The organism is Thalassomonas actiniarum (assembly GCF_000948975.2).
GTDB classification, from domain to species: domain Bacteria; phylum Pseudomonadota; class Gammaproteobacteria; order Enterobacterales; family Alteromonadaceae; genus Thalassomonas; species Thalassomonas actiniarum.
This window is the reverse complement of the sequence record NZ_CP059735.1, coordinates 1,176,542-1,195,841: the sequence shown is the minus strand read 5'-3', so window position 1 is coordinate 1,195,841 and position 19,300 is coordinate 1,176,542. Positions and strand designations below refer to the sequence as shown.

Annotated in this window: 13 protein-coding genes; 6 read left to right on the top strand and 7 right to left on the bottom strand. The window is 46.8% G+C overall.

Annotated elements, in window-relative coordinates:
• Positions 1-402: 402 nt before the first annotated feature.
• Positions 403-2,718: a S9 family peptidase gene (locus SG35_RS05250; RefSeq protein WP_084692897.1), complete on the top strand. Its 2,316-nt coding sequence runs from the start codon at positions 403-405 to the stop codon at positions 2,716-2,718.
• A 110-nt stretch (positions 2,719-2,828) separates the two neighbouring features.
• On the opposite strand, the gene SG35_RS05245 is transcribed toward SG35_RS05250, so the two are convergent.
• From SG35_RS05245 to recA, 5 genes are all read right to left on the bottom strand, one after another.
• On the bottom strand, positions 2,829-2,993 hold the full coding sequence (locus tag SG35_RS05245; RefSeq protein ID WP_044834746.1) for a vitamin B12 dependent-methionine synthase activation domain-containing protein: 165 nt from the start codon (positions 2,991-2,993) through the stop codon (positions 2,829-2,831).
• Positions 2,994-3,002: 9 nt separating this feature from the next.
• On the bottom strand, positions 3,003-6,695 hold the full coding sequence (metH, locus tag SG35_RS05240) for a methionine synthase (protein ID WP_044834745.1): 3,693 nt from the start codon (positions 6,693-6,695) through the stop codon (positions 3,003-3,005).
• Between the two features lies 1 nt (position 6,696).
• Positions 6,697-7,638, bottom strand: a complete 942-nt coding sequence (locus tag SG35_RS05235; RefSeq protein WP_044834744.1) for a homoserine O-succinyltransferase — start codon at positions 7,636-7,638, stop codon at positions 6,697-6,699.
• Positions 7,639-7,991: 353 nt separating this feature from the next.
• Positions 7,992-9,971 carry an FG-GAP-like repeat-containing protein gene (locus SG35_RS05230; RefSeq protein ID WP_053043282.1) on the bottom strand — a complete coding sequence of 660 codons (1,980 nt, stop codon included), beginning with the start codon at positions 9,969-9,971 and terminating at the stop codon, positions 7,992-7,994.
• A 234-nt stretch (positions 9,972-10,205) separates the two neighbouring features.
• On the bottom strand, positions 10,206-11,234 hold the full coding sequence (recA, locus tag SG35_RS05225) for a recombinase RecA (protein WP_044834743.1): 1,029 nt from the start codon (positions 11,232-11,234) through the stop codon (positions 10,206-10,208).
• 338 nt (positions 11,235-11,572) lie between these two features.
• Between recA and mutS the strand changes: the two genes are divergently transcribed.
• From mutS to SG35_RS05200, 5 genes are all read left to right on the top strand, one after another.
• Positions 11,573-14,131 carry a DNA mismatch repair protein MutS gene (gene mutS, locus SG35_RS05220; RefSeq protein ID WP_044834742.1) on the top strand — a complete coding sequence of 853 codons (2,559 nt, stop codon included), beginning with the start codon at positions 11,573-11,575 and terminating at the stop codon, positions 14,129-14,131.
• Between the two features lie 481 nt (positions 14,132-14,612).
• Complete coding sequence (locus SG35_RS05215; RefSeq protein WP_476470237.1) at positions 14,613-14,897, top strand: YjhX family toxin; 285 nt, start codon at positions 14,613-14,615, stop codon at positions 14,895-14,897.
• A 240-nt stretch (positions 14,898-15,137) separates the two neighbouring features.
• A complete protein-coding gene (locus SG35_RS05210; RefSeq protein ID WP_053043281.1) occupies positions 15,138-15,659 on the top strand; it encodes a GNAT family N-acetyltransferase in 522 nt (173 codons plus the stop codon).
• Between the two features lie 89 nt (positions 15,660-15,748).
• Positions 15,749-16,255, top strand: coding sequence for a GNAT family N-acetyltransferase (locus SG35_RS05205; protein WP_044834741.1), 507 nt, complete (start codon positions 15,749-15,751; stop codon positions 16,253-16,255).
• Positions 16,256-16,906: 651 nt separating this feature from the next.
• Entirely contained in the window at positions 16,907-17,194 is a 288-nt protein-coding gene (locus tag SG35_RS05200; protein WP_152646740.1) for a hypothetical protein, read from the top strand.
• A gap of 221 nt (positions 17,195-17,415) precedes the next feature.
• Here SG35_RS05200 and rpoS read toward each other — a convergent pair whose 3' ends face one another.
• Together rpoS and SG35_RS05190 are read right to left on the bottom strand one after the other, a co-directional pair.
• The gene (gene rpoS / locus SG35_RS05195; protein WP_044834740.1) at positions 17,416-18,342 is read right to left on the bottom strand and encodes an RNA polymerase sigma factor RpoS; all 927 of its coding nucleotides are present in this window, start codon (positions 18,340-18,342) and stop codon (positions 17,416-17,418) included.
• Between the two features lie 83 nt (positions 18,343-18,425).
• The gene (locus SG35_RS05190; RefSeq protein ID WP_084692899.1) at positions 18,426-19,292 is read right to left on the bottom strand and encodes a peptidoglycan DD-metalloendopeptidase family protein; all 867 of its coding nucleotides are present in this window, start codon (positions 19,290-19,292) and stop codon (positions 18,426-18,428) included.
• Positions 19,293-19,300 lie beyond the last annotated feature (8 nt).

The window sequence follows — 19,300 nt, the reverse complement described above, 5'->3', positions numbered from 1 at the left end:
GCAATTTTTACGCCCCTTTTAGTTAAATAATAGCAAAGGTTATTTCACTATACAGCCCCCGCAGCAGCCTTGGCCACAACGTCTGAGCTCTTTGCCCTCCAGCAAAACAGGCACAAGAAACAATCGCTTTTCCCTGTTTTCTTTCGTTTAGTATGTGCAAACAACATAAGGTTCAAATTCTTGACGCTATCACGCCGGCAAGCCGGGACATTTATATCTTAAGCATTCGCAAAAGGCCTTTGCCGTAAAAAGTTATATCTTGCAACAAATTTACATTCTTGATCACTGCTATTGGCGGCAGTTTTTGTTACTATTTAAGGAATTTAAAAAATAATTTTTGCCCTGCCTGTTTCCGACACAGGCAAGCCGCTGGCAAATCAGAACCCCAATTACGGTTTATACATGAAAAATATACTAAAAACGGCTTTAATCGCGTCGACTTTATCGCTTGCCGGTATGCAAAGTCTGCATGCGGAACAGTTAAGCATAGAAAGGATCTACAGCTCACCGTCATTAGACGGACCGAGCCCGAAATCATTAAGTTTTTCTCCCGACGGCAACCGGGTCACTTACCTTCAGGGCAAAACCGAAGATTTAAACCGCTATGATCTATGGGAATATAACCTGATCAGTAAGGAAAATAAATTACTGGTGGATTCCCAGGAATTATTCAGCGGTGAGGAAGTCCTGTCCGATGAAGAAAAAGCCCGGCGTGAGCGCCAACGCATCTATGGTCAGGGGATCATGGAGTATACCTTCTCAAAAGACGGCACCGCCTTGTTGTTCCCCCTCAATGGTGATATTTACCATTACGATCTGGCCAGCAAAACCTCAAAACGGCTGACAAAAACCCCGGCATTTGAAACCGATGTCAAATTCTCTCCCAAGGGCAATTACGTCTCTTTTATCCGCGAGCAGAATATTTATGCCATCAACATCAAAAGCGGCAAAGAAATCCGCCTGACCAAAGACGGCAAAGACACCATTAAAAACGGCATGGCGGAATTTGTCGCCCAGGAAGAAATGGATCGTATGACCGGTTACTGGTGGTCGCCGAATGAAAAGCACATCGCTTTTTTACGGGTAGACGAATCTCCGGTACAAACCGTGATCCGCAATGAGATTTATGCCGAAGAAATCAAACTGATAGAACAAAGATATCCCGCCACCGGCAGCAACAATGTCAAGATCCAGCTGGCAACGGTAGACTTGGAAGATCAGGATATCCGCTTTATCGATACCGGCAAAGAGCAAAACATTTACCTGCCGCGGGTGAAATGGCTGCCTAATAGTAAAAGCCTGTCCTACCAGTGGCAAAGCCGGGATCAAAAGACCCTTAAACTTAACCTCTATAACCTGAAAAGCCGCAAACAAAAAACCTTGTTAACAGAAACCTCAGATCACTGGATAAACCTGCATCACGATCTGAAGTTTTTAAGAGATGCCAAATCTTTCATCTGGGCCTCGGAGCGCGACGGTTTTAAACACCTTTATCATTTCAATATCAAGGGCGAACTTATCGCCCAGCTCAGCAAAGGCGCCTGGGTCGTAGACTCCTTAAAAAGTATCGATGAAGAAAATGGCTGGGTTTATTTTACCGGCCGCGCAGATACGCCGCTGGAAAGACATTTATATAAGGTGCCGCTGGACGGCAAAGCCCCTGAGCACGTGGTAAGGGTCACCAAACGCAACGGTTTCCACAGCATAGTCTTTTCCCGGGACAACCGCAGTTATATCGACAAGTTCTCCAATATCCAGACCCCCCAGCAGGTGAGTTTACACCAGGTCAACGGTGAGCATATTACCTGGCTCGAGCAAAACCAGATCACAGACAACCACCCGATCAAACCTTATTACGACGATATCATAATGCCGGAGTTTGGCTCGCTGAAATCCGATGACGGCAAGGCCACCCTGTATTACAAATTATTCAAACCTAAAAACATGGTGCCGGGGAAAAAATACCCGGTTATTGTCAATGTCTACGGCGGCCCGCACGCACAAAGGGTAACCAACAAATGGCAGGGAGCTGCCATGAGCCAGTATATGGTACAGCAGGGTTATATTGTTTATCAGCTGGATAACCGCGGCTCAAACTACCGGGGCACGGCGTTTGAATTCCCCATCTATGAAAACTTAGGGGTGGTTGAGGTTGCCGACCAAATCACCGGGGTGAAATTCCTGCATACCTTGCCTTATGTCGATAAAGAGCGCATCGGTATTTTTGGCCATTCCTACGGCGGTTATATGGCATTGATGACCATGTTTAAAGCAGGCGAATACTTTAAAGCCGGGGTTTCCGGTGCACCGGTTACCGACTGGTTATTGTATGATACCCACTATACCGAACGTTACCTGAGCCATCCGCAAAACAATGCGTTTGGCTACCAGCAAAGCAGTGTTTTCCCATATGTTAACGGCCTGCAGGGACCGTTGATGGTCTATCACGGCATGGCGGACGATAATGTACTCTTTACCAACACCACTAAGCTTATCAAAAGCTTGCAGGATGAAAACAAGGTATTTGAGCTGATGACCTATCCCGGCAGCAAACACAGTATGCGCGGTAAAAAAGTCAAAGTGCATTTAAACAATACCATTATGGGTTTCTTTAACCGCCACTTTAATGTCACCCCGGCGATTGCAGAGAGCAACAGCAAAAGTGAAAGTAAAAATGCTGCCAGCAGCAATGAAGCCGGTACAAGTACCGGCAATTAAACTTCAAAGGTAAACAAGCAATAAATAACCCGGTCACTTATCAAGTCACCGGGTTATTTTTATCCCAAGTTATTTGCCTGTCCAGCCCCAATCAGGCTGATTCAAAGCAGCTATTCAGGTTCATAATCCAGGTTCGCCGCCAGCCAGCGCTCGGCTTGCGGCAAAGTCATCTCTTTACGCGCAGCATAATCGAGCACCTGGTCTTTGGCCACTTTGGCGAGTGCAAAGTATTTGGCATATCGGATGATTGAGCGGGCAAAGTACCCGCCGCTCATCCGTGTTCCTTATTCAGGTTCATAATCCAGGTTCGCCGCCAACCAGCGCTCGGCTTGCGGCAAAGTCATCTCTTTACGCGCAGCATAATCGAGCACCTGGTCTTTGGCCACTTTGGCCACCGCAAAGTACTTGGCATCCGGATGGGCAAAGTACCAGCCACTCACGGCTGCCCCCGGCCACATGGCATAACTTGAAGTGAGTTGCATGCCAATGTTTTCTTCAACATTCAAAAGCTCCCATAACAGGCCTTTTTCCGTGTGCTCGGGACAGGCAGGATAACCCGGTGCCGGACGTATGCCCTGGTATTGCTCGCGAATAAGAGCTTCATTATCCAAAGCTTCATCCGGCGCATAACCCCAGTACTCAGTGCGTATCTTCATATGCAGATATTCGGCACTGGCTTCTGCCAGGCGATCCGCCACCGCTTTTAACAAGATGCTGTTGTAGGCGTCATGGGCCTGGTCATAGACTTTCACCAGCTCATCAACACCAAAACCGGCGGAAACGGCAAAAGCACCGACATAATCATTAATGCCGGATGCTTTATCCGCCACATAATCCGACAAACAGCGGTTATATTGCCCGGCCGGTTTCTTACTTTGCTGACGCAGCTGATGTAACCTCATCCGCTGCTGTGAGCGGGTATCATCCTGGTACAGGATCAAATCATCTTGCTCGCGTAACGCCGGGAATAAACCAAACACCGCTTTGGCTTTAACCTGGCCGTTATTAATCAAATCATCGAGCATGGCATTGGCATCGTTAAAGAGTTTTTTCGCTTCTTCGCCGATAAGCTCATGCTCAAGAATTTTCGGATATTTGCCCGAGAGCTGCCAGGTCATAAAAAACGGCGTCCAGTCGATATAGTTTCTGATCTCGGTTAAATCCAGCTCATCGAGTACGGTAACACCAAGCTTATTCGGGGTTTTCGGCTGATAATGCTCAAAGCTGAGCGGCGTCGCATTCTCCCGCGCCTGCTCCAGCGACACTAAACTCGAGCGCGGGCCTTTTTTATAATGACGTTCACGCACCCGCCGGTATTCGTCCGTCTGGCGCGCCATAAATGCCGGGCGTAATTCATCCGACAATAAGCTGGTGACCACGGAAACCGAACGCGAAGCATTCGGCACATACACCACAGGGTGCTGATACTGGGGTTCAATTTTCACTGCGGTATGGGCTTTTGAGGTGGTAGCCCCGCCAATTAACAGCGGCAGGTTAAAGTCCTGCCGTTTCATCTCCTTGGCAACATGTACCATTTCATCCAGCGACGGGGTGATCAAGCCGGACAGGCCGATGATATCGACCTTTTCCTCACGGGCCACACGTAAGATCTCTTCACAGGAAACCATCACCCCGAGATCGATAATGTCATAGTTATTACACTGCAGCACCACGCCGACAATGTTTTTGCCGATATCGTGCACGTCCCCTTTTACCGTGGCCAACAGCACTTTACCATTGGAGCTGACTTCGGTTTTTTCTGCCTCAATAAAAGGATTGAGATAGGCCACCGCCTGCTTCATCACCCGGGCGGATTTCACCACCTGGGGCAAAAACATTTCCCCGGCGCCAAACAGGTCGCCGACAATATTCATGCCGTCCATCAGCGGCCCCTCAATCACATCCAAAGGCCGGTCGGCTTCAAGGCGGGCCGCTTCGGTATCTTCAACGATAAATTCATTGATACCTTTGACCAGGGCATGTTCCAGGCGCTTATTAACCGGCAATTCCCGCCAGCTTAAATCCACAGCCGAGCTTTTACTGCCCCCCTGGCCGCGGAAGGCTTCAGCCACTTCCAGCAAACGTTCGGTTGCCCCATCGTCGCTGTTTTGAATCACATCTTCCACCGCCAGGCGTAAATTATCCGGAATATCGGAATAGATGGCGAGCTGGCCGGCATTGACTATGCCCATATCCATGCCGTTTTTAATGGCATGATATAAAAACACCGCGTGTATGGCTTCACGTACCGGATTATTGCCCCTAAAAGAGAAAGAAACATTGGAAACACCGCCGGAGATCATGGCATGAGGCAGGTTTTCTTTGATATCCGCCACCGCTTCGATAAAGTCGAGGGCATAATTATTATGCTCCTCGATACCTGTGGCTACGGCAAAAATATTAGGGTCAAAAATGATATCTTCCGGCGGAAAGCCAATTTCGTTCACCAGGATATGATAAGCGCGCTGGCAAATTTCAAACTTACGCACCCGGGTATCTGCCTGGCCGACTTCATCAAAAGCCATCACAATCACGGCAGCGCCGTAACGGCGCAATAATGTTGCCTGCCTGCGGAAGATTTCTTCACCTTCTTTTAAGCTGATGGAGTTCACTATGCCCTTGCCCTGGATACATTGCAGCCCCGCTTCGAGGATATCCCATTTGGAGGAGTCAATCATGATCGGCACCTTGGCGATATCCGGCTCACCGGCAATCAGGTTCAAAAAGCGCACCATGGCCGCTTTTGAATCCAGCATGCCTTCATCCATATTGATATCGATGATCTGGGCGCCGTTCTCCACCTGCTGCAGTGCCACGGCAATGGCCTGATCATAATTTTCTTCGGTGATCAAACGCTTAAATATCGCTGAGCCGGTAACATTGGTACGCTCGCCGACATTCACGAATAAGCTGTCACCGGCGATGTTCAGCGCTTCCAAACCGGACAGGCGACAGCTAATGTCACGGGCTTTAATTTCCCTTGGCTTGAGCCCTTCAACCGAGTCCAGCATACCCCTGATATGCGCAGGCGTAGTACCGCAGCAGCCGCCGATAATGTTTAAAAATCCCGACTGTGCCCATTCCTTCACATGGCTATTCATGTCCTCTACCGAGAAATCGTATTCACCAAAAGCATTGGGCAAACCGGCATTGGGGTGGGCAGAAACCGCGACATCGCTGATGCGGCTGAGCTCTTCAACATACTGGCGTAATTCCACCGGCCCCAAGGCACAGTTAAGGCCAAAGGAAATCGGTTTGGCATGACGCAGGGAATTATAAAAAGCTTCCGTGGTTTGCCCTGACAGGGTCCGGCCGGATGCATCGGTAATGGTGCCGGAAATCATCACAGGTAAACGCAGGTTCAGCTGCTCAAAGGCTTCTTCCACCGCAAAAATGGCCGCCTTGGCATTAAGGGTATCGAAAATGGTTTCGATAAGAATAATATCACTGCCCCCTTCAATCAGGGCCAGGGTGGATTCTATATAAGCTGTTTTTAACTGCTCAAAGGTCACATTACGATAAGCGGGATCATTCACATCCGGCGAGATCGAGCAGGTACGGTTGGTCGGCCCGAGCACCCCGGCAACAAACCTGGGCTTATCCGGGGTCTTGCGGTTATACTCATCCGCCACCTCACGCGCCAGCTGCGCCGCCACCTTATTGATTTCCGCGCTGATATCGGCCATCTCGTAATCGTCCATGGCGATAGTCGTGGCATTAAAGGTATTGGTTTCCAGAATATCCGCCCCGGCTTCCAGGTATTCACGGTGAATATCCCGGATAATGTCCGGCTGGGTGAGCACCAGAAGGTCATTATTGCCCTTTACATCACAGTGCCAGTCGGCAAAGCGCTCACCGCGGTAATCCTGCTCTTCGAGCTTATACGCCTGGATCATAGTGCCCATGGCGCCATCGAGGATTAGGATCCTGCTGCTTAGTTGCTGTGAAAATAAATCAAAAGAGTCAGACTGCTTCATATTAAACTCCCGGGTGGATGGCCTGGATATTATCGGCATCCAATTTATAAGGTGTGATTTGATAAACGTAATAGTTGAGCCAGTTGGTAAACAGTAAACTACCATGGCTGCGCCAGGTGCTCTGCGGCGACTTGCCGGGATCATTTTCCGGGAAATAAAACTCAGGTATTGTTGGCGATAAATCCGCCTGCAGATCCCTCTGATATTCTTCGGCTAAAGTGCTGGCATCATATTCCGGGTGCCCGGTCAGATAAACCTGCTGCTTGTTTTCACTCGCCGCCAGGTAGACGCCGGCAGTATCTGATTCTGCCAGCACTTTCAAACCCGGGATAGAAAGGTAGTCTTCTTTGCTGATATAACCATAGCGGGAATGCGGCACTTTAAAACTTTCATCAAAGCCCCGGGTCAACTGCTCCCTGGCATCCAGCGGACTGTGATTATAGACCCCGGAAAGCTTATGCTCACGCAAGTGGCGATTAATGCCGTAATGATGATACAGGGCGGCATGGGCGGCCCAGCAGGAAAACATGGTGGAAGTAACATTTTTTTCCGCCCAGTCAAAGACCTCGCAAATCTTATCCCAGAACGTTACTTGCTGATAATCAAGCAGGGCCAGCGGCGCCCCTGTGATGATCAGACCATCGTATTGCTTGTCCTTGATATCGTCAAACAGGCGATAAAAATTATCCAGATGCTCTTTAGGGGTATGCCTGGACTCATCGGCATGGATACGGACAAACTCAACATTGATCTGCAACGGGGTATTGGCCAGCATGCGCAAAATTTGTACTTCGGTGGCGATCTTATTCGGCATCAGGTTGAGTATCGCCACTTCCATCGGACGAATGTCCTGATTCACCGCCCTGTGCTCTGACATCACAAAGATATTCTCATTATCAAGAATGGATAAAGCGGGTAACTGATCCGGAATTTTAATGGGCATAACTATCAACCTAATCAAGAGCACTAAGATATAAAGTGCCTAATGTGACTTGGAAATCTAGAAATGTCAACTTCTAAACGTTTAGACGTCTATAATATTTTAATCATACCTTTCTGCTTTCCGGTAATTATAAACCACCGGGGTATTCACACCATTTACTCGCTTGTCCAAGTACACTTTACTCGCACCGATAATGTTAAAATTCGGCTCAAAGCCGTCAGGGCAAGACTCGAGAAAGATAGAAGTTAAAAGCAAGTGAGCTAAAGGAGAAGTAACAGCATAGAGGTTGTTGCTGCTTAAATAAACCAGGGGCGGCGCATATACCGCCCCTGGTTTTAGTTAACTCACAATAATTAGCGATTACTTAAAGCAGTATTGACGCCGTTATTGGCAAAACCAACAATATCCGCGCTGCCATCACCGTTAAGGTCCGCCATCATCCTGGGATGATTTTCAACACGCCAGCCACCGGCACTATAGCCAAATGAGGCCACCCCTAACTGTGCTGAGGAAAAGGTGCCATTACCATTGGATAAAGCAGTATAAACCCCACCATTGGCAAAACCGACGATATCGTCACGGCCATCGCTGTTCACATCTGCCATCATGCGGGGATGGTTTTCAACACGCCAGCCTCCGGCATTATAACCAAATGCTGCTATTCCCAACCTGGCCGGGGAAAAGGTACCATTGCCGTTTGATAATGCGGTATAAACACCGCCATTGGCAAAACCGACAATATCGGCGTTGCCATCGCCATTGACATCCGAGATCATGCGGGGATGGCTTTCAACGCGCCAGCCACCGGCATTATAGCCAAAGGCCGCTATGCCCAACCGGGCCGGGGCAAAAGTTCCGTCGCCATTAGACAAGGCGGTATAAACGCCGCCATTGGCAAAACCGACAATATCGGCACGGCCGTCGTCATTAATATCCGACATCATACGGGGATGGCTTTCAACGCGCCAGCCACCGGCATTATAGCCAAAGGCCGCTATGCCCAACCGGGCCGGGACAAAAGTACCGTCGCCATTAGACAAGGCGGTATAAACGCCGCCATTGGCAAAACCGACAATATCGGCACGGCCATCACCATTAATATCTGACATGATACGGGGATGGCTTTCAACGCGCCAGCCCCCGGCATTATAGCCAAAGGCAGCTATGCCCAACCGGGCCGAAGCAAAGGTACCGTTACCGTTTGACAAGGCGGTATAAACACCGCCATTGGCAAAACCGACAATATCGGCGCTGCCGTCACCATTAACGTCCGCCATCATGCGAGGGTGGCTTTCCACGCGCCACCCCCCGGCCGAATAACCAAAAGCAGCAATCCCTAACCGGGCCGTGGCAAAAGTACCGTCACCATTGGATAATGCGGTATAAACGCCACCATTGGCAAAACCAACCACATCGTCCAGGGAGTCGCCGTTGACATCTGCCATCATGCGGGGATGATTAGCAACACGCCAGCCACCTGCGTCATATCCAAAGGCGGCAAGCCCTAACTTGACACTATCAAAACCAGTCGTATTTACTATCGGTAAAACCGAAGAATTATCAACAATAGCCGCCATACTGGTACCGGAATTACGGCCGCCGCTGGAGGTACAACCGCCATTCGTGTGCACAGCGACAATATTTCCATTATTATTTAGTACCCCGGATCCTGAAGAGCCAGGTTCGGTATCGAGCTGGGCATAGGTAAGCCTGTTACCGCTTGACAGCACATCGTTGCCAGCCTCAAGCTGCTTGGCTTCGCCCAGCGGATGCTGAATGATCAGTATTTCATTGGCTGTCTGTACCTGGACATTACGCCAGCCATAGCGAGTACCCGGTGAACCTTGCAATACTAAAATGGCATAATCCAGGCTATTGTCATCACCATCTTCCAACACAGATTCAATGTTGAAAAACTCCTGGTTTCGCACAACTCCCGAGGTAGCATTTAACTGGTAATTAAACGCAACAACATCATTGGTGGTGCCGGAATCAATACAATGGCTCGCGGTTAGGAAAAGCTGCTCACTGATAAGGGTACCAGAGCAGTAACTGCCCGCACTATTGCTTGCCGAACTTTTCATTGCGCCAACGGACGCTTGATGAGCATCGACAAAGGCAAGATCAAAGCCTAAATTCTGATACCTGTTGTCATAGCTTTCGACATGCTGCAGATCATTCGGACCGCATATACTTTCGGGGAGATTACGGTTAACAATAAAATGCTCACCTTCCGTGAGTTTCCTCACAAATGCGTCATTTTCGCCGGCATAAATATTGGCTATGCAAGCCAGGGTCACTGTAACACTTAACAGTTTTTTTGATATTTTCAAAAGTAACTTCCTTATTATTAACACCACGGCCATTCCATGGCGCATAAAGATAATACATTGAAGTTATTAAAGAAAAACATTACATAGCATTACAGTATGGTAAAGCCTGCAGGATAGGGAAATTGACATGCTTGAGCGCAAAAAACCGGCAAAAAAAAACCATTGCCGGGCAATGGTTTTTATTTATTAAGTGACAGCTTAACTATGCCGCTTGATATGGCATATTGATTAAACTTACTCGCTTACGCCTTCTTCCTGTGCTTCGTTATCAGCATGTTTCGTTAATAACAGCTCGCGCAGGCGGCCGTCAATTTCCTGGGCCATTTCAGGGTGTTGGTCCAGGTATTTAGTGGCATTAGCTTTACCCTGACCAATACGTTCGCCGTTATAGCTATACCAGGCACCGGCTTTTTCTACCATTTTATGCTGCACACCCAGGTCGATTAACTCACCCAGGCTGTTGATACCTTCACCGTAAAGGATTTGGAATTCAACTTGTTTAAACGGCGGAGCAATTTTATTTTTAACAACCTTAACCCGGGTCTCGTTACCAACGATTTCATCACCGCTTTTCACTGCGCCGATACGACGGATATCCAAACGTACCGAAGCGTAGAATTTCAGGGCATTACCACCGGTAGTGGTTTCCGGGCTACCGAACATCACACCAATTTTCATACGGATTTGGTTGATGAAGATCAGCATGGTATTAGACTGCTTCAGGTTACCGGTTAACTTACGCATTGCCTGGGATAACATACGGGCTTGTAAGCCCATGTGAGAGTCACCCATGTCACCTTCGATTTCCGCTTTTGGCGTTAGTGCTGCAACTGAATCGACCACGATAACATCGATAGCGCCAGAGCGGGTTAACATGTCACAAATCTCTAAAGCCTGCTCACCGGTATCCGGCTGAGACACTAAAAGATCATTGATGTTAACACCCAGCTTTTCCGCATAAATAGGGTCAAGGGCATGCTCGGCATCAACGAAAGCACAAATTTTTCCGTTACGCTGGGCTTCGGCAATTACTTCCAGAGTTAAGGTGGTTTTACCACTCGATTCCGGACCGTAAATTTCAACAACACGTCCTAAAGGTAAGCCACCGGCACCCAAGGCGACATCCAGACCCAGAGATCCGGTAGAAATAGTTTCGACTTCCATGCTGCGGTTTTCACCCAGTTTCATGATTGAGCCTTTACCAAACTGACGTTCAATCTGGCTTAACGCTGCTGAAAGTGCTTTTTCTTTGTTATCGTCCATTTATCGCTCCACAATTACGATAGGTTTAATCTGTTTCAATGACGCCAGTATACTGTATAGTCGTACAGTATCAAGTCCTTTCGTTATTTAAATTAAACTTTAGCGGCAAGTTCCAACCTAAAGCATTGTTAATAAATAAAAATTATTTTTAGCATTTAACGATTAACCTCTGACTGACAATACTCCTACAGCATTTCTATACAGGTATTTTTACTGTACAAATAATTTAAGCCAGCCCCCGGGGTAATAACTAAAGATTCTCCCCTGAGGCTGTGGCATAATTCCCGGCAAATAATTTCCCGCATGTTTAATGCCTGTTAACAAATAATCCAAGAGCAATGACAACAACAGATTTTTCCTCCCATACCCCGATGATGCGCCAGTATCTGACCATTAAAGCCGAGTTTCCCCATATATTGGTGTTCTACCGCATGGGAGATTTTTATGAGCTGTTTTTTGACGATGCCAAAAAAGCCTCGGATTTATTAGATATCTCCCTTACCGCCCGGGGAAAATCCGGCGGCAATGCCATTCCAATGGCGGGGGTGCCTTATCATGCGGTGGAAACCTACCTGGCAAAATTAGTCCAGCTTGGTGAATCGGTAGCCCTTTGTGAGCAAATTGGCGATCCCGCCACCAGCAAAGGTCCGGTAGAACGTAAAGTGGTTAAAGTTGTCACCCCAGGCACCGTCAGCGACGAGGCATTATTATCCGACAGACAGGATAACCTGATTGTCGCCATCGCCGAGACAGCCCAGGGATTTGGTTTGGCCTATCTGGACATGACCAGCGGCCGTTTTGTGTTAACCGAGCCCAGAAGCAGCGAACAGTTACAGGCAGAGTTACAGCGTTTATCACCGGCGGAACTACTCTACCCAGAGTCTTTCTCCGAAATGACCTTAATTGACCACAGAAAAGGCCTGCGTCGTCGTCCCGACTGGGAATACGATCTTGATACCGCAGTTAAATTGCTCAACAAACAATTTGGCACTAAAGAGCTGTCAGGTTTTGGCGTGAGTGAGCAAACCCGTGGCCTAGCCGCCGCCGGTTGTCTTTTCCAATATGTAAAAGACAGTCAGCGCACCGCCCTGCCCCATATCCGCGCCATTATTAGTGAGTCTTCCGCCACCGGTGTAGTGCTTGATGCCGCCACCCGCCGCAACCTGGAATTAACCATGAACCTCTCCGGCGGTCTGGAAAATACCCTGGCATCCATTTTGGATAAAAGCGCTACCCCTATGGGTTCAAGGCTGCTGAAACGCTGGCTGCATTTCCCGCTAAGAGAATTAAACACTCTCAGCAACAGACAAAATGCCATTAGCGATATCTTAGCACACGATTTGCAGCAAGAGCTTTTCGACTTACTCAAACCTTTAGGGGATGTTGAACGTATCGTCTCCCGTATCGCGTTAAGATCCGCCCGTCCGCGCGACTTTGCCCGTTTACGTAATGCCCTACAGCAACTGGATGAATTACAACAGGTACTCGCAGTAAGCCCCAAAGATTATTTACTGCAACTGGCGCGGGATACTAAACCGCTGCCAGAAATCCAGGGATTGCTGGAGCAGGCAATCATAGACAACCCACCGGTACTAATCCGCGACGGCGGCGTGATCGCCCCGGGCTATCACCAGGAACTGGACAGGTTACGCGACTTAAGCGACGGCGCCACCAGCTTACTGTCGGAAATTGAAGAAAGAGAAAAAGCCCGTACCGGCATTCACAGCCTGAAAGTAGGTTATAACAAGGTACACGGCTTCTTCATTGAAGTGGGCCGCGCCTCTGCCGGTGACGTGCCGCCGGAATATATCCGCCGCCAGACCCTGAAAAACAATGAACGCTATATTACCGAAGAGCTGAAACAACACGAAGAAACCGTACTCAGCGCCCAAAGTAAATTCCTGGCACTGGAAAAACGTCTATATGACGAGCTTTTCGACAAAGTATTACCTGAGCTGGCTCAATTGCAGCAACTGGCCCAAGGCCTGGCAGAGTTAGACGTATTAAATACCTTCGCAGAAAGAGCAGAAACCTTAAATTATGTAAAACCCAGCCTAAGCAACACACCCGGTATCGAAATAGAAGCAGGCCGCCACCCGGTAGTAGAGCAAATGACCGAAGATGCCTTTATTGCCAACCCGGTCGCCTTAAACCAGGATCGGAAAATGCTGATCATTACCGGCCCGAACATGGGCGGTAAATCAACCTATATGCGCCAAACCGCCTTAATCGTGCTGTTAGCCCATATCGGCTGTTACGTACCGGCAAGCACGGCAAAAATCGGCATGGTAGATCGCATCTTCACCCGTATCGGCGCCTCTGACGATCTCGCCAGCGGCCGCTCGACCTTTATGGTGGAAATGACAGAAACCGCCAATATTTTACATAATGCCACCGATAAAAGCCTGGTACTGCTCGATGAAATCGGCCGCGGCACCAGCACCTATGACGGTTTATCCCTGGCCTGGGCCTGCGCAGAAATGCTCGCCAATAAAACCCGCGCCTTTACCCTGTTCGCCAGCCACTATTTCGAGCTGACCCTGCTGGCAGAGCAAATTCCCAGCCTGGCCAATGTGCACCTGGATGCAGTTGAGCATAACGACAATATTATTTTTATGCACGCAGTGCAGGAAGGGGCTGCGAGTAAAAGCTTCGGCTTGCAGGTGGCACAACTTGCCGGGGTACCAAAAACCGTGATCCACAGGGCAAAACAAAGATTGGCCGAGTTGGAAAACCAACAGGCACCGTCAATCTTACCGGCCAGTGAAGCCAGCTTTGAACAGCTGCCACTGATGGATAACCATCCTGTGGTGGATGTTTTAGCCGCTACTGATATTAATGACTTAAGCCCGAGACAGGCACTGGATTTGCTTTTTAACCTTAAAGAACAGCTGTAATCACAGCCAATTTTTAAGAATTTAAAAATGAAACACTTCCCTAGAGAAGTGTTTCATTTTTTTATGTTATAGCAACTTTTTTAGACAAGAGTATGCGGCTTACAGTGTAGTTTATAACAACATTTGAAACAGAAGGGGGGATTCTGTTTCAGTGATTTTTAGACCGGTTTTGCCACACAGCGGATATTTCGTCGTAAACAAAATGGGCCAAAGTAAGGTTTGCTTTGTGCCAACAACAGACACCCGCAATCATTTCAAATAACTCATCAAAGTTTAAAACATTAGTAGAACGCTCAAAAAACAAACTTGACACAAGTAATCGTATTCCCTAGAATCGCCCCCGTTTTAATTTATATCTAAATTCGTTGGAGAGTTTTTGCTAGAGAATCGGGTAATTGTAAGTTCATAGTCCAAAGGACTAGTGAACATAGAAAACTAATTTAACCCCCATCATTTATTTTAATGAAGGGAGTGTTTTCATATGCAATTACTATTTGGGATTACTCCAGTGAATATATCAAAAAACGACCAACGCGTTCTACACGTGCTCGCACTAGGTGGCGAAATTCAATATCGCCGTGAAAACGGTAAAATCCATAAAGTTATCTGTTACACGAATGACGGTCTAGTTCTGTCTAATTGTACACTTGATAGCTTCAAACGCTTGAAAAGCAAGAAACTCATTAGCTCAAAGAAAGGGCAACCTTATCGAATTACTCGATTAGGAGCTAACTCTGTCCGTTCTCAAATGTTTCAACGCTATTAGAGCCAGAAAAATCCTGACATTTACATTAAAGTTAGTGAACTAGCAGTATCATGCTAGCCACTTCACTCTGCTGTGACTGTCAAGAAAACACTGCGCTCTAAAGGCTGTTTAGAAAAAATTTTGATGGTCACTGAGAGTTATCCCAATACATTCTAATGAATATCAATATTCTTATTTCAAATACGCCTAAGCGCAGTAAATCAAAAGCAACTGCTTTATTTACTTAAGAGGTATTAGAAGATGAAATCATCTGAAAAAAAAATCGTTAAAAACATTCACTTTTTAGCATTTGGTGAAGAAGGAAAAGAAACATCTGAACTTGCTGAAGCATTTTTAGCTGAACCAGACACTATTTCTATAAGTGCTGAACGTGAGGGAAAAATGGTAGGCAATGTACTTTTTACGCCATTCGTATTTGAAGAGCACCCTGATAAAAAATGTTATTTACTTGCGCCGATAGGTGTATTGCCAGAGTACCAGCGTGGATTTGGCGTTGGTAAAGAGTTAATGCAAGCAGGTATAAAGAAATTGAAGTCTATGGGAACAGATGCAATTTTTGTATTAGGTGTACCTACATATTACCCACAATATGGCTTTGTACCTACAGATAAGCAAACACCTTATCCTGACCTACTTACGATACCAGAATCATGGATGGTTCTTGAACTCAGTGAAGGCGTACTAAATTCGCTTGGTGGCAAAACGTATGCTAATAAGCCGTTTATGAATCCTATGTTTTGGGATACCTCAGGGCGAGGTTAATACCAAATAGCTTTGGACTTAATTCACTCTATAAAGATATCTGGGCTAGATTTCATCTAGCCCAGAACTAAAATATAAGGATTCAATAAATGAATACACCATACAAAATTCAATATGAAGCTTTTGTGAATGCTGGAGGTTTATATGATGATAGACATGCAAAATTGTATGCCGAATTTGCCGAAAACTTAATTGCGGATGGTAGTTTTTCTATCGTATACAAAGATGTAGCTCACGCTTGCTATACCCCGATAACAATTGATAAAGCGCCACATTTAAAGTGCTATGTTTTAGCTCCTTTAGCAGTATTACCCGAGTACCAAAGGAAAGGTTATGCTACGAGGTTAATGGAAGAGGCTGAAGAACAGCTTAATGCTGATATGATTTTTGTTATGGGAGAGCCATTCCATTATGGAAATCGCTACAATACGCCACATAACGTTTTACCTCCTGTGAGGACTCAGGCACCTTTAGTGTGCTGGTTTGCACGAGAACTAACAGAAGGTGCATTAAATGGGATTGGTGAATCTACTTCATCAATCAAAGGGCCTTATGCTGAACCCTTAATGTGGGGGCACCCGAGTGAGCAGGTTTAGTCTGTCCTCTTTTTGATAGGCGAATCTGGTAAATAGGGAGCATAGCTCCCTATAATTTTCAATATTGAAAGTCTGCTTTTCGCTCATTGCGGACCTTATCCAGTTCAATGCCCTGACTTCCGCTTTGCGCACTTTCGAGCCATTTGCTCTTAATGGATTTAAGTCGCAAGCCAGAATCAAAACTCGGAACACTTTGCGGGAAAGTGTTTCAAAATACGATTGATGGCGAGTGATTTTCTAAATTGCCCCCCAAAAAACCCTTACCTACTGCAGCTGAAAAAGACTAAAAACCTATCCCACTTTATAACCAAGAACCAGCCATTACTGTTGATTTTTACAGCCTTTTGTACTATGACTAATAGGTAAACCATTCACCAGCGGAGGTGCTTAACAAAGAGAACCAGCAGATAAACCAAGCGCTCCCCCTAAGTGCTACAACACTCAGAGGAAGCTAACCACAACAGATAAATAAGGTATCCACCATGGCTAACTATAATGATATGCCAGAGTTTCACTCGGTTAAAGTTTCTTTAACAGAAAATATACCTGACCTTATGCCTAACCTTATGTCTAACCTTAGGCACCTGCCAATAACCAGTAGCAAGCTTGCCCATTACTGTGCACTACCAAGTATCATAGGAGGGCAATATCATGTCTGAATCAACCGGCCCAAATACCGACTACGAAGCTAAACGAAAGCAGCTATCAAGTGAGTGTCTCGATCTTTGCGACGACTTTAGCAAGTTTAGCGATGAATGCTCCTTTCTCTGTGATGCCTTCGCCGCGGTTGCCCGCGAGCCCGAATGCATCACCCCACCAACCAGTGAAGGTATCTGGCATGTATGTTATCGCTTAAAAATTCAGATCAGAGACTACCGGGATAAAATGGATAAGATCCTCCAGGGGTTACGCGATCTTAAACCTGAACAACCGGTTTAACTAATTGACTTAACTAAAGGAAAAGGCTTGGGTGAGCTAACACTGGCAAGTTGGTATCTTGCTGGCTCACCCAAACAAAAATTCAGCCCTATTATCTACCGGGCATAAGCTACTAACACCGCGTTTTATAACCACCCATATATAAAAAAGCCTTACCGCCAAGGCGATAAGGCTTAAAAACTACAGAGTGTAATGATACTTACCGCTTAAGGTATCTATCGTTAGTTTTGGAAAATTGCTTCTATTGACAAGTTTTGCTGGCTTAAAATATCACGCAGGCGTTTTAACGCTTCCACCTGAATCTGTCTTACCCGCTCGCGGGTGAGGCCAATTTCCACGCCGACATCTTCAAGAGTTGCCGCTTCGTAACCCATTAAACCAAAACGCCGCGCCAGCACTTCCCGCTGCTTGGAGTTGAGCTCATTGAGCCAGTGGATGATATTGTTGTTCATATCTTCCGATTGCAGGTCCCCTTCCGGGCCGCCGCTTTTTTCATCGGGAATGACATCCAGCAGGGCTTTTTCGGTATCGCCGCTAAAGGGAGAATCTACTGAGGTAATACGCTCATTGAGCCTGAGCATTTTGCTGACATCTGCCACCGGCTTATCCAGGGCTACGGCTATTTCTTCGGCTGTGGGTTCGTGGTCAAGCTTTTGCACCAGCTCGCGGGCGGCGCGTAGATAGATATTGAGTTCTTTAACAACATGGATAGGTAAACGTATGGTGCGGGTCTGGTTCATGATCGCCCGTTCAATCGTTTGTCGTATCCACCAGGTGGCGTAAGTGGAGAAGCGGAAGCCCCGTTCGGGGTCGAATTTTTCTACGGCGCGGATCAGGCCTAAGTTTCCTTCTTCGACTAAATCCAGTAAAGGCAAACCTCGGTTGTTATAGCGCCGTGCTATTTTAACCACTAACCTTAGATTGCTTTCGATCATGCGTTTGCGGGATGGTTCGTCACCTTTAAGTGCCAGACGAGAAAAGTAGACTTCCTCTTCTGCGGTCAGTAACGGGGAAAAACCAATTTCACTTAAATACAACTGGGTTGCATCCAAGTTCGCCGAGACCTCATCCTGAGCCTTTAACGAGACCTCCTGTTCGCTGTTCTTATCATCAATAACAACTTCATTTAGTTCTTTTTGTTTGCCCATGCTATATCTCCCATAATTTAGCAAAGCTTAAAAATACTGATTAAATGTTCACGTTGGCTCCAATAATCCGTTTATAGATATTATTATTTTTTTGGTAAGTACTTCAGTGGATTGACCGATTTGCCCCGAAAGCGAACTTCAAAATGAAGCATGACTCTTTCAGATTCGGTGTCTCCCATGTTGGCGATAACATCACCTGCTTTCACAAGTTGCTGTTCTTTCACTTTAATTTGGTCATTATGGGCGTAGGCACTTAAATAATCATCGTTGTGTTTAACGATAATTAAATTTCCATATCCCCTTAACGCGTTACCCGCATACACCACTTTACCCGCTGCGGCGGCTTTAACCGCGTTGCCCCGACGACCGGCAATATCTATTCCTTTGTTGCCTTGGGGTGCAGTTGAAAATTTCGCTATTACCTTCCCTACCGCAGGCCAGCGCCATTCACGAATTTTTTGCGAATAACTATTCTGGGGTAAAGTTGATTTTTTGCTTAATTTTTGTTCACTTGCACTCTTACCATACGCTTGCTTTTTAATCGGTGCAACTGGTTTCTTCACTACTTTAGCAATGGTCTTACCAGAGTTTTTAGTCGATTTTTTAGCGGAGGCGGCGACTTTACTCGCTTTCGTCACTTTTGGCGTCAAGATCAATTTTTGACCGGGGAAGATTTTATAAGGGGCGGAGATCTTATTAATTTGTGCCAGTTTCCTGACATCAAGGTTGGCGCGCCAGGCAATAGAATATAAAGTTTCTCCTTTTTTCACCTGATATTCGGTAGCACTAATACTGTTTTTTACCCGCTGTTTCAGCGGCACGCTGCCATGGACATCGGCAACCGGCGCCGGGGTTTGCCGGCTGCTGCAGGCAGATAACAACAAACAACAAAAGAAAACCGCAGCACTGCTACGGTTAAAATTTAATATTTCCTTAATAATATCAGTCATCTCATTGC

Bases quoted from the DNA above. Each gene is read 5' to 3' on its own strand.
- SG35_RS05250 (WP_084692897.1), top strand. From the start codon at position 403: ATGAAAAATATACTAAAAACGGCTTTAATCGCGTCGACTTTATCGCTT.
- SG35_RS05245 (WP_044834746.1), bottom strand. From the start codon at position 2,993: ATGAGCGGCGGGTACTTTGCCCGCTCAATCATCCGATATGCCAAATAC.
- metH (WP_044834745.1), bottom strand. From the start codon at position 6,695: ATGAAGCAGTCTGACTCTTTTGATTTATTTTCACAGCAACTAAGCAGC.
- SG35_RS05235 (WP_044834744.1), bottom strand. From the start codon at position 7,638: ATGCCCATTAAAATTCCGGATCAGTTACCCGCTTTATCCATTCTTGAT.
- recA (WP_044834743.1), bottom strand. From the start codon at position 11,234: ATGGACGATAACAAAGAAAAAGCACTTTCAGCAGCGTTAAGCCAGATT.
- mutS (WP_044834742.1), top strand. From the start codon at position 11,573: ATGACAACAACAGATTTTTCCTCCCATACCCCGATGATGCGCCAGTAT.
- SG35_RS05215 (WP_476470237.1), top strand. From the start codon at position 14,613: ATGCAATTACTATTTGGGATTACTCCAGTGAATATATCAAAAAACGAC.
- SG35_RS05210 (WP_053043281.1), top strand. From the start codon at position 15,138: ATGAAATCATCTGAAAAAAAAATCGTTAAAAACATTCACTTTTTAGCA.
- SG35_RS05205 (WP_044834741.1), top strand. From the start codon at position 15,749: ATGAATACACCATACAAAATTCAATATGAAGCTTTTGTGAATGCTGGA.
- SG35_RS05200 (WP_152646740.1), top strand. From the start codon at position 16,907: ATGTCTGAATCAACCGGCCCAAATACCGACTACGAAGCTAAACGAAAG.
- rpoS (WP_044834740.1), bottom strand. From the start codon at position 18,342: ATGGGCAAACAAAAAGAACTAAATGAAGTTGTTATTGATGATAAGAAC.
- SG35_RS05190 (WP_084692899.1), bottom strand. From the start codon at position 19,292: ATGACTGATATTATTAAGGAAATATTAAATTTTAACCGTAGCAGTGCT.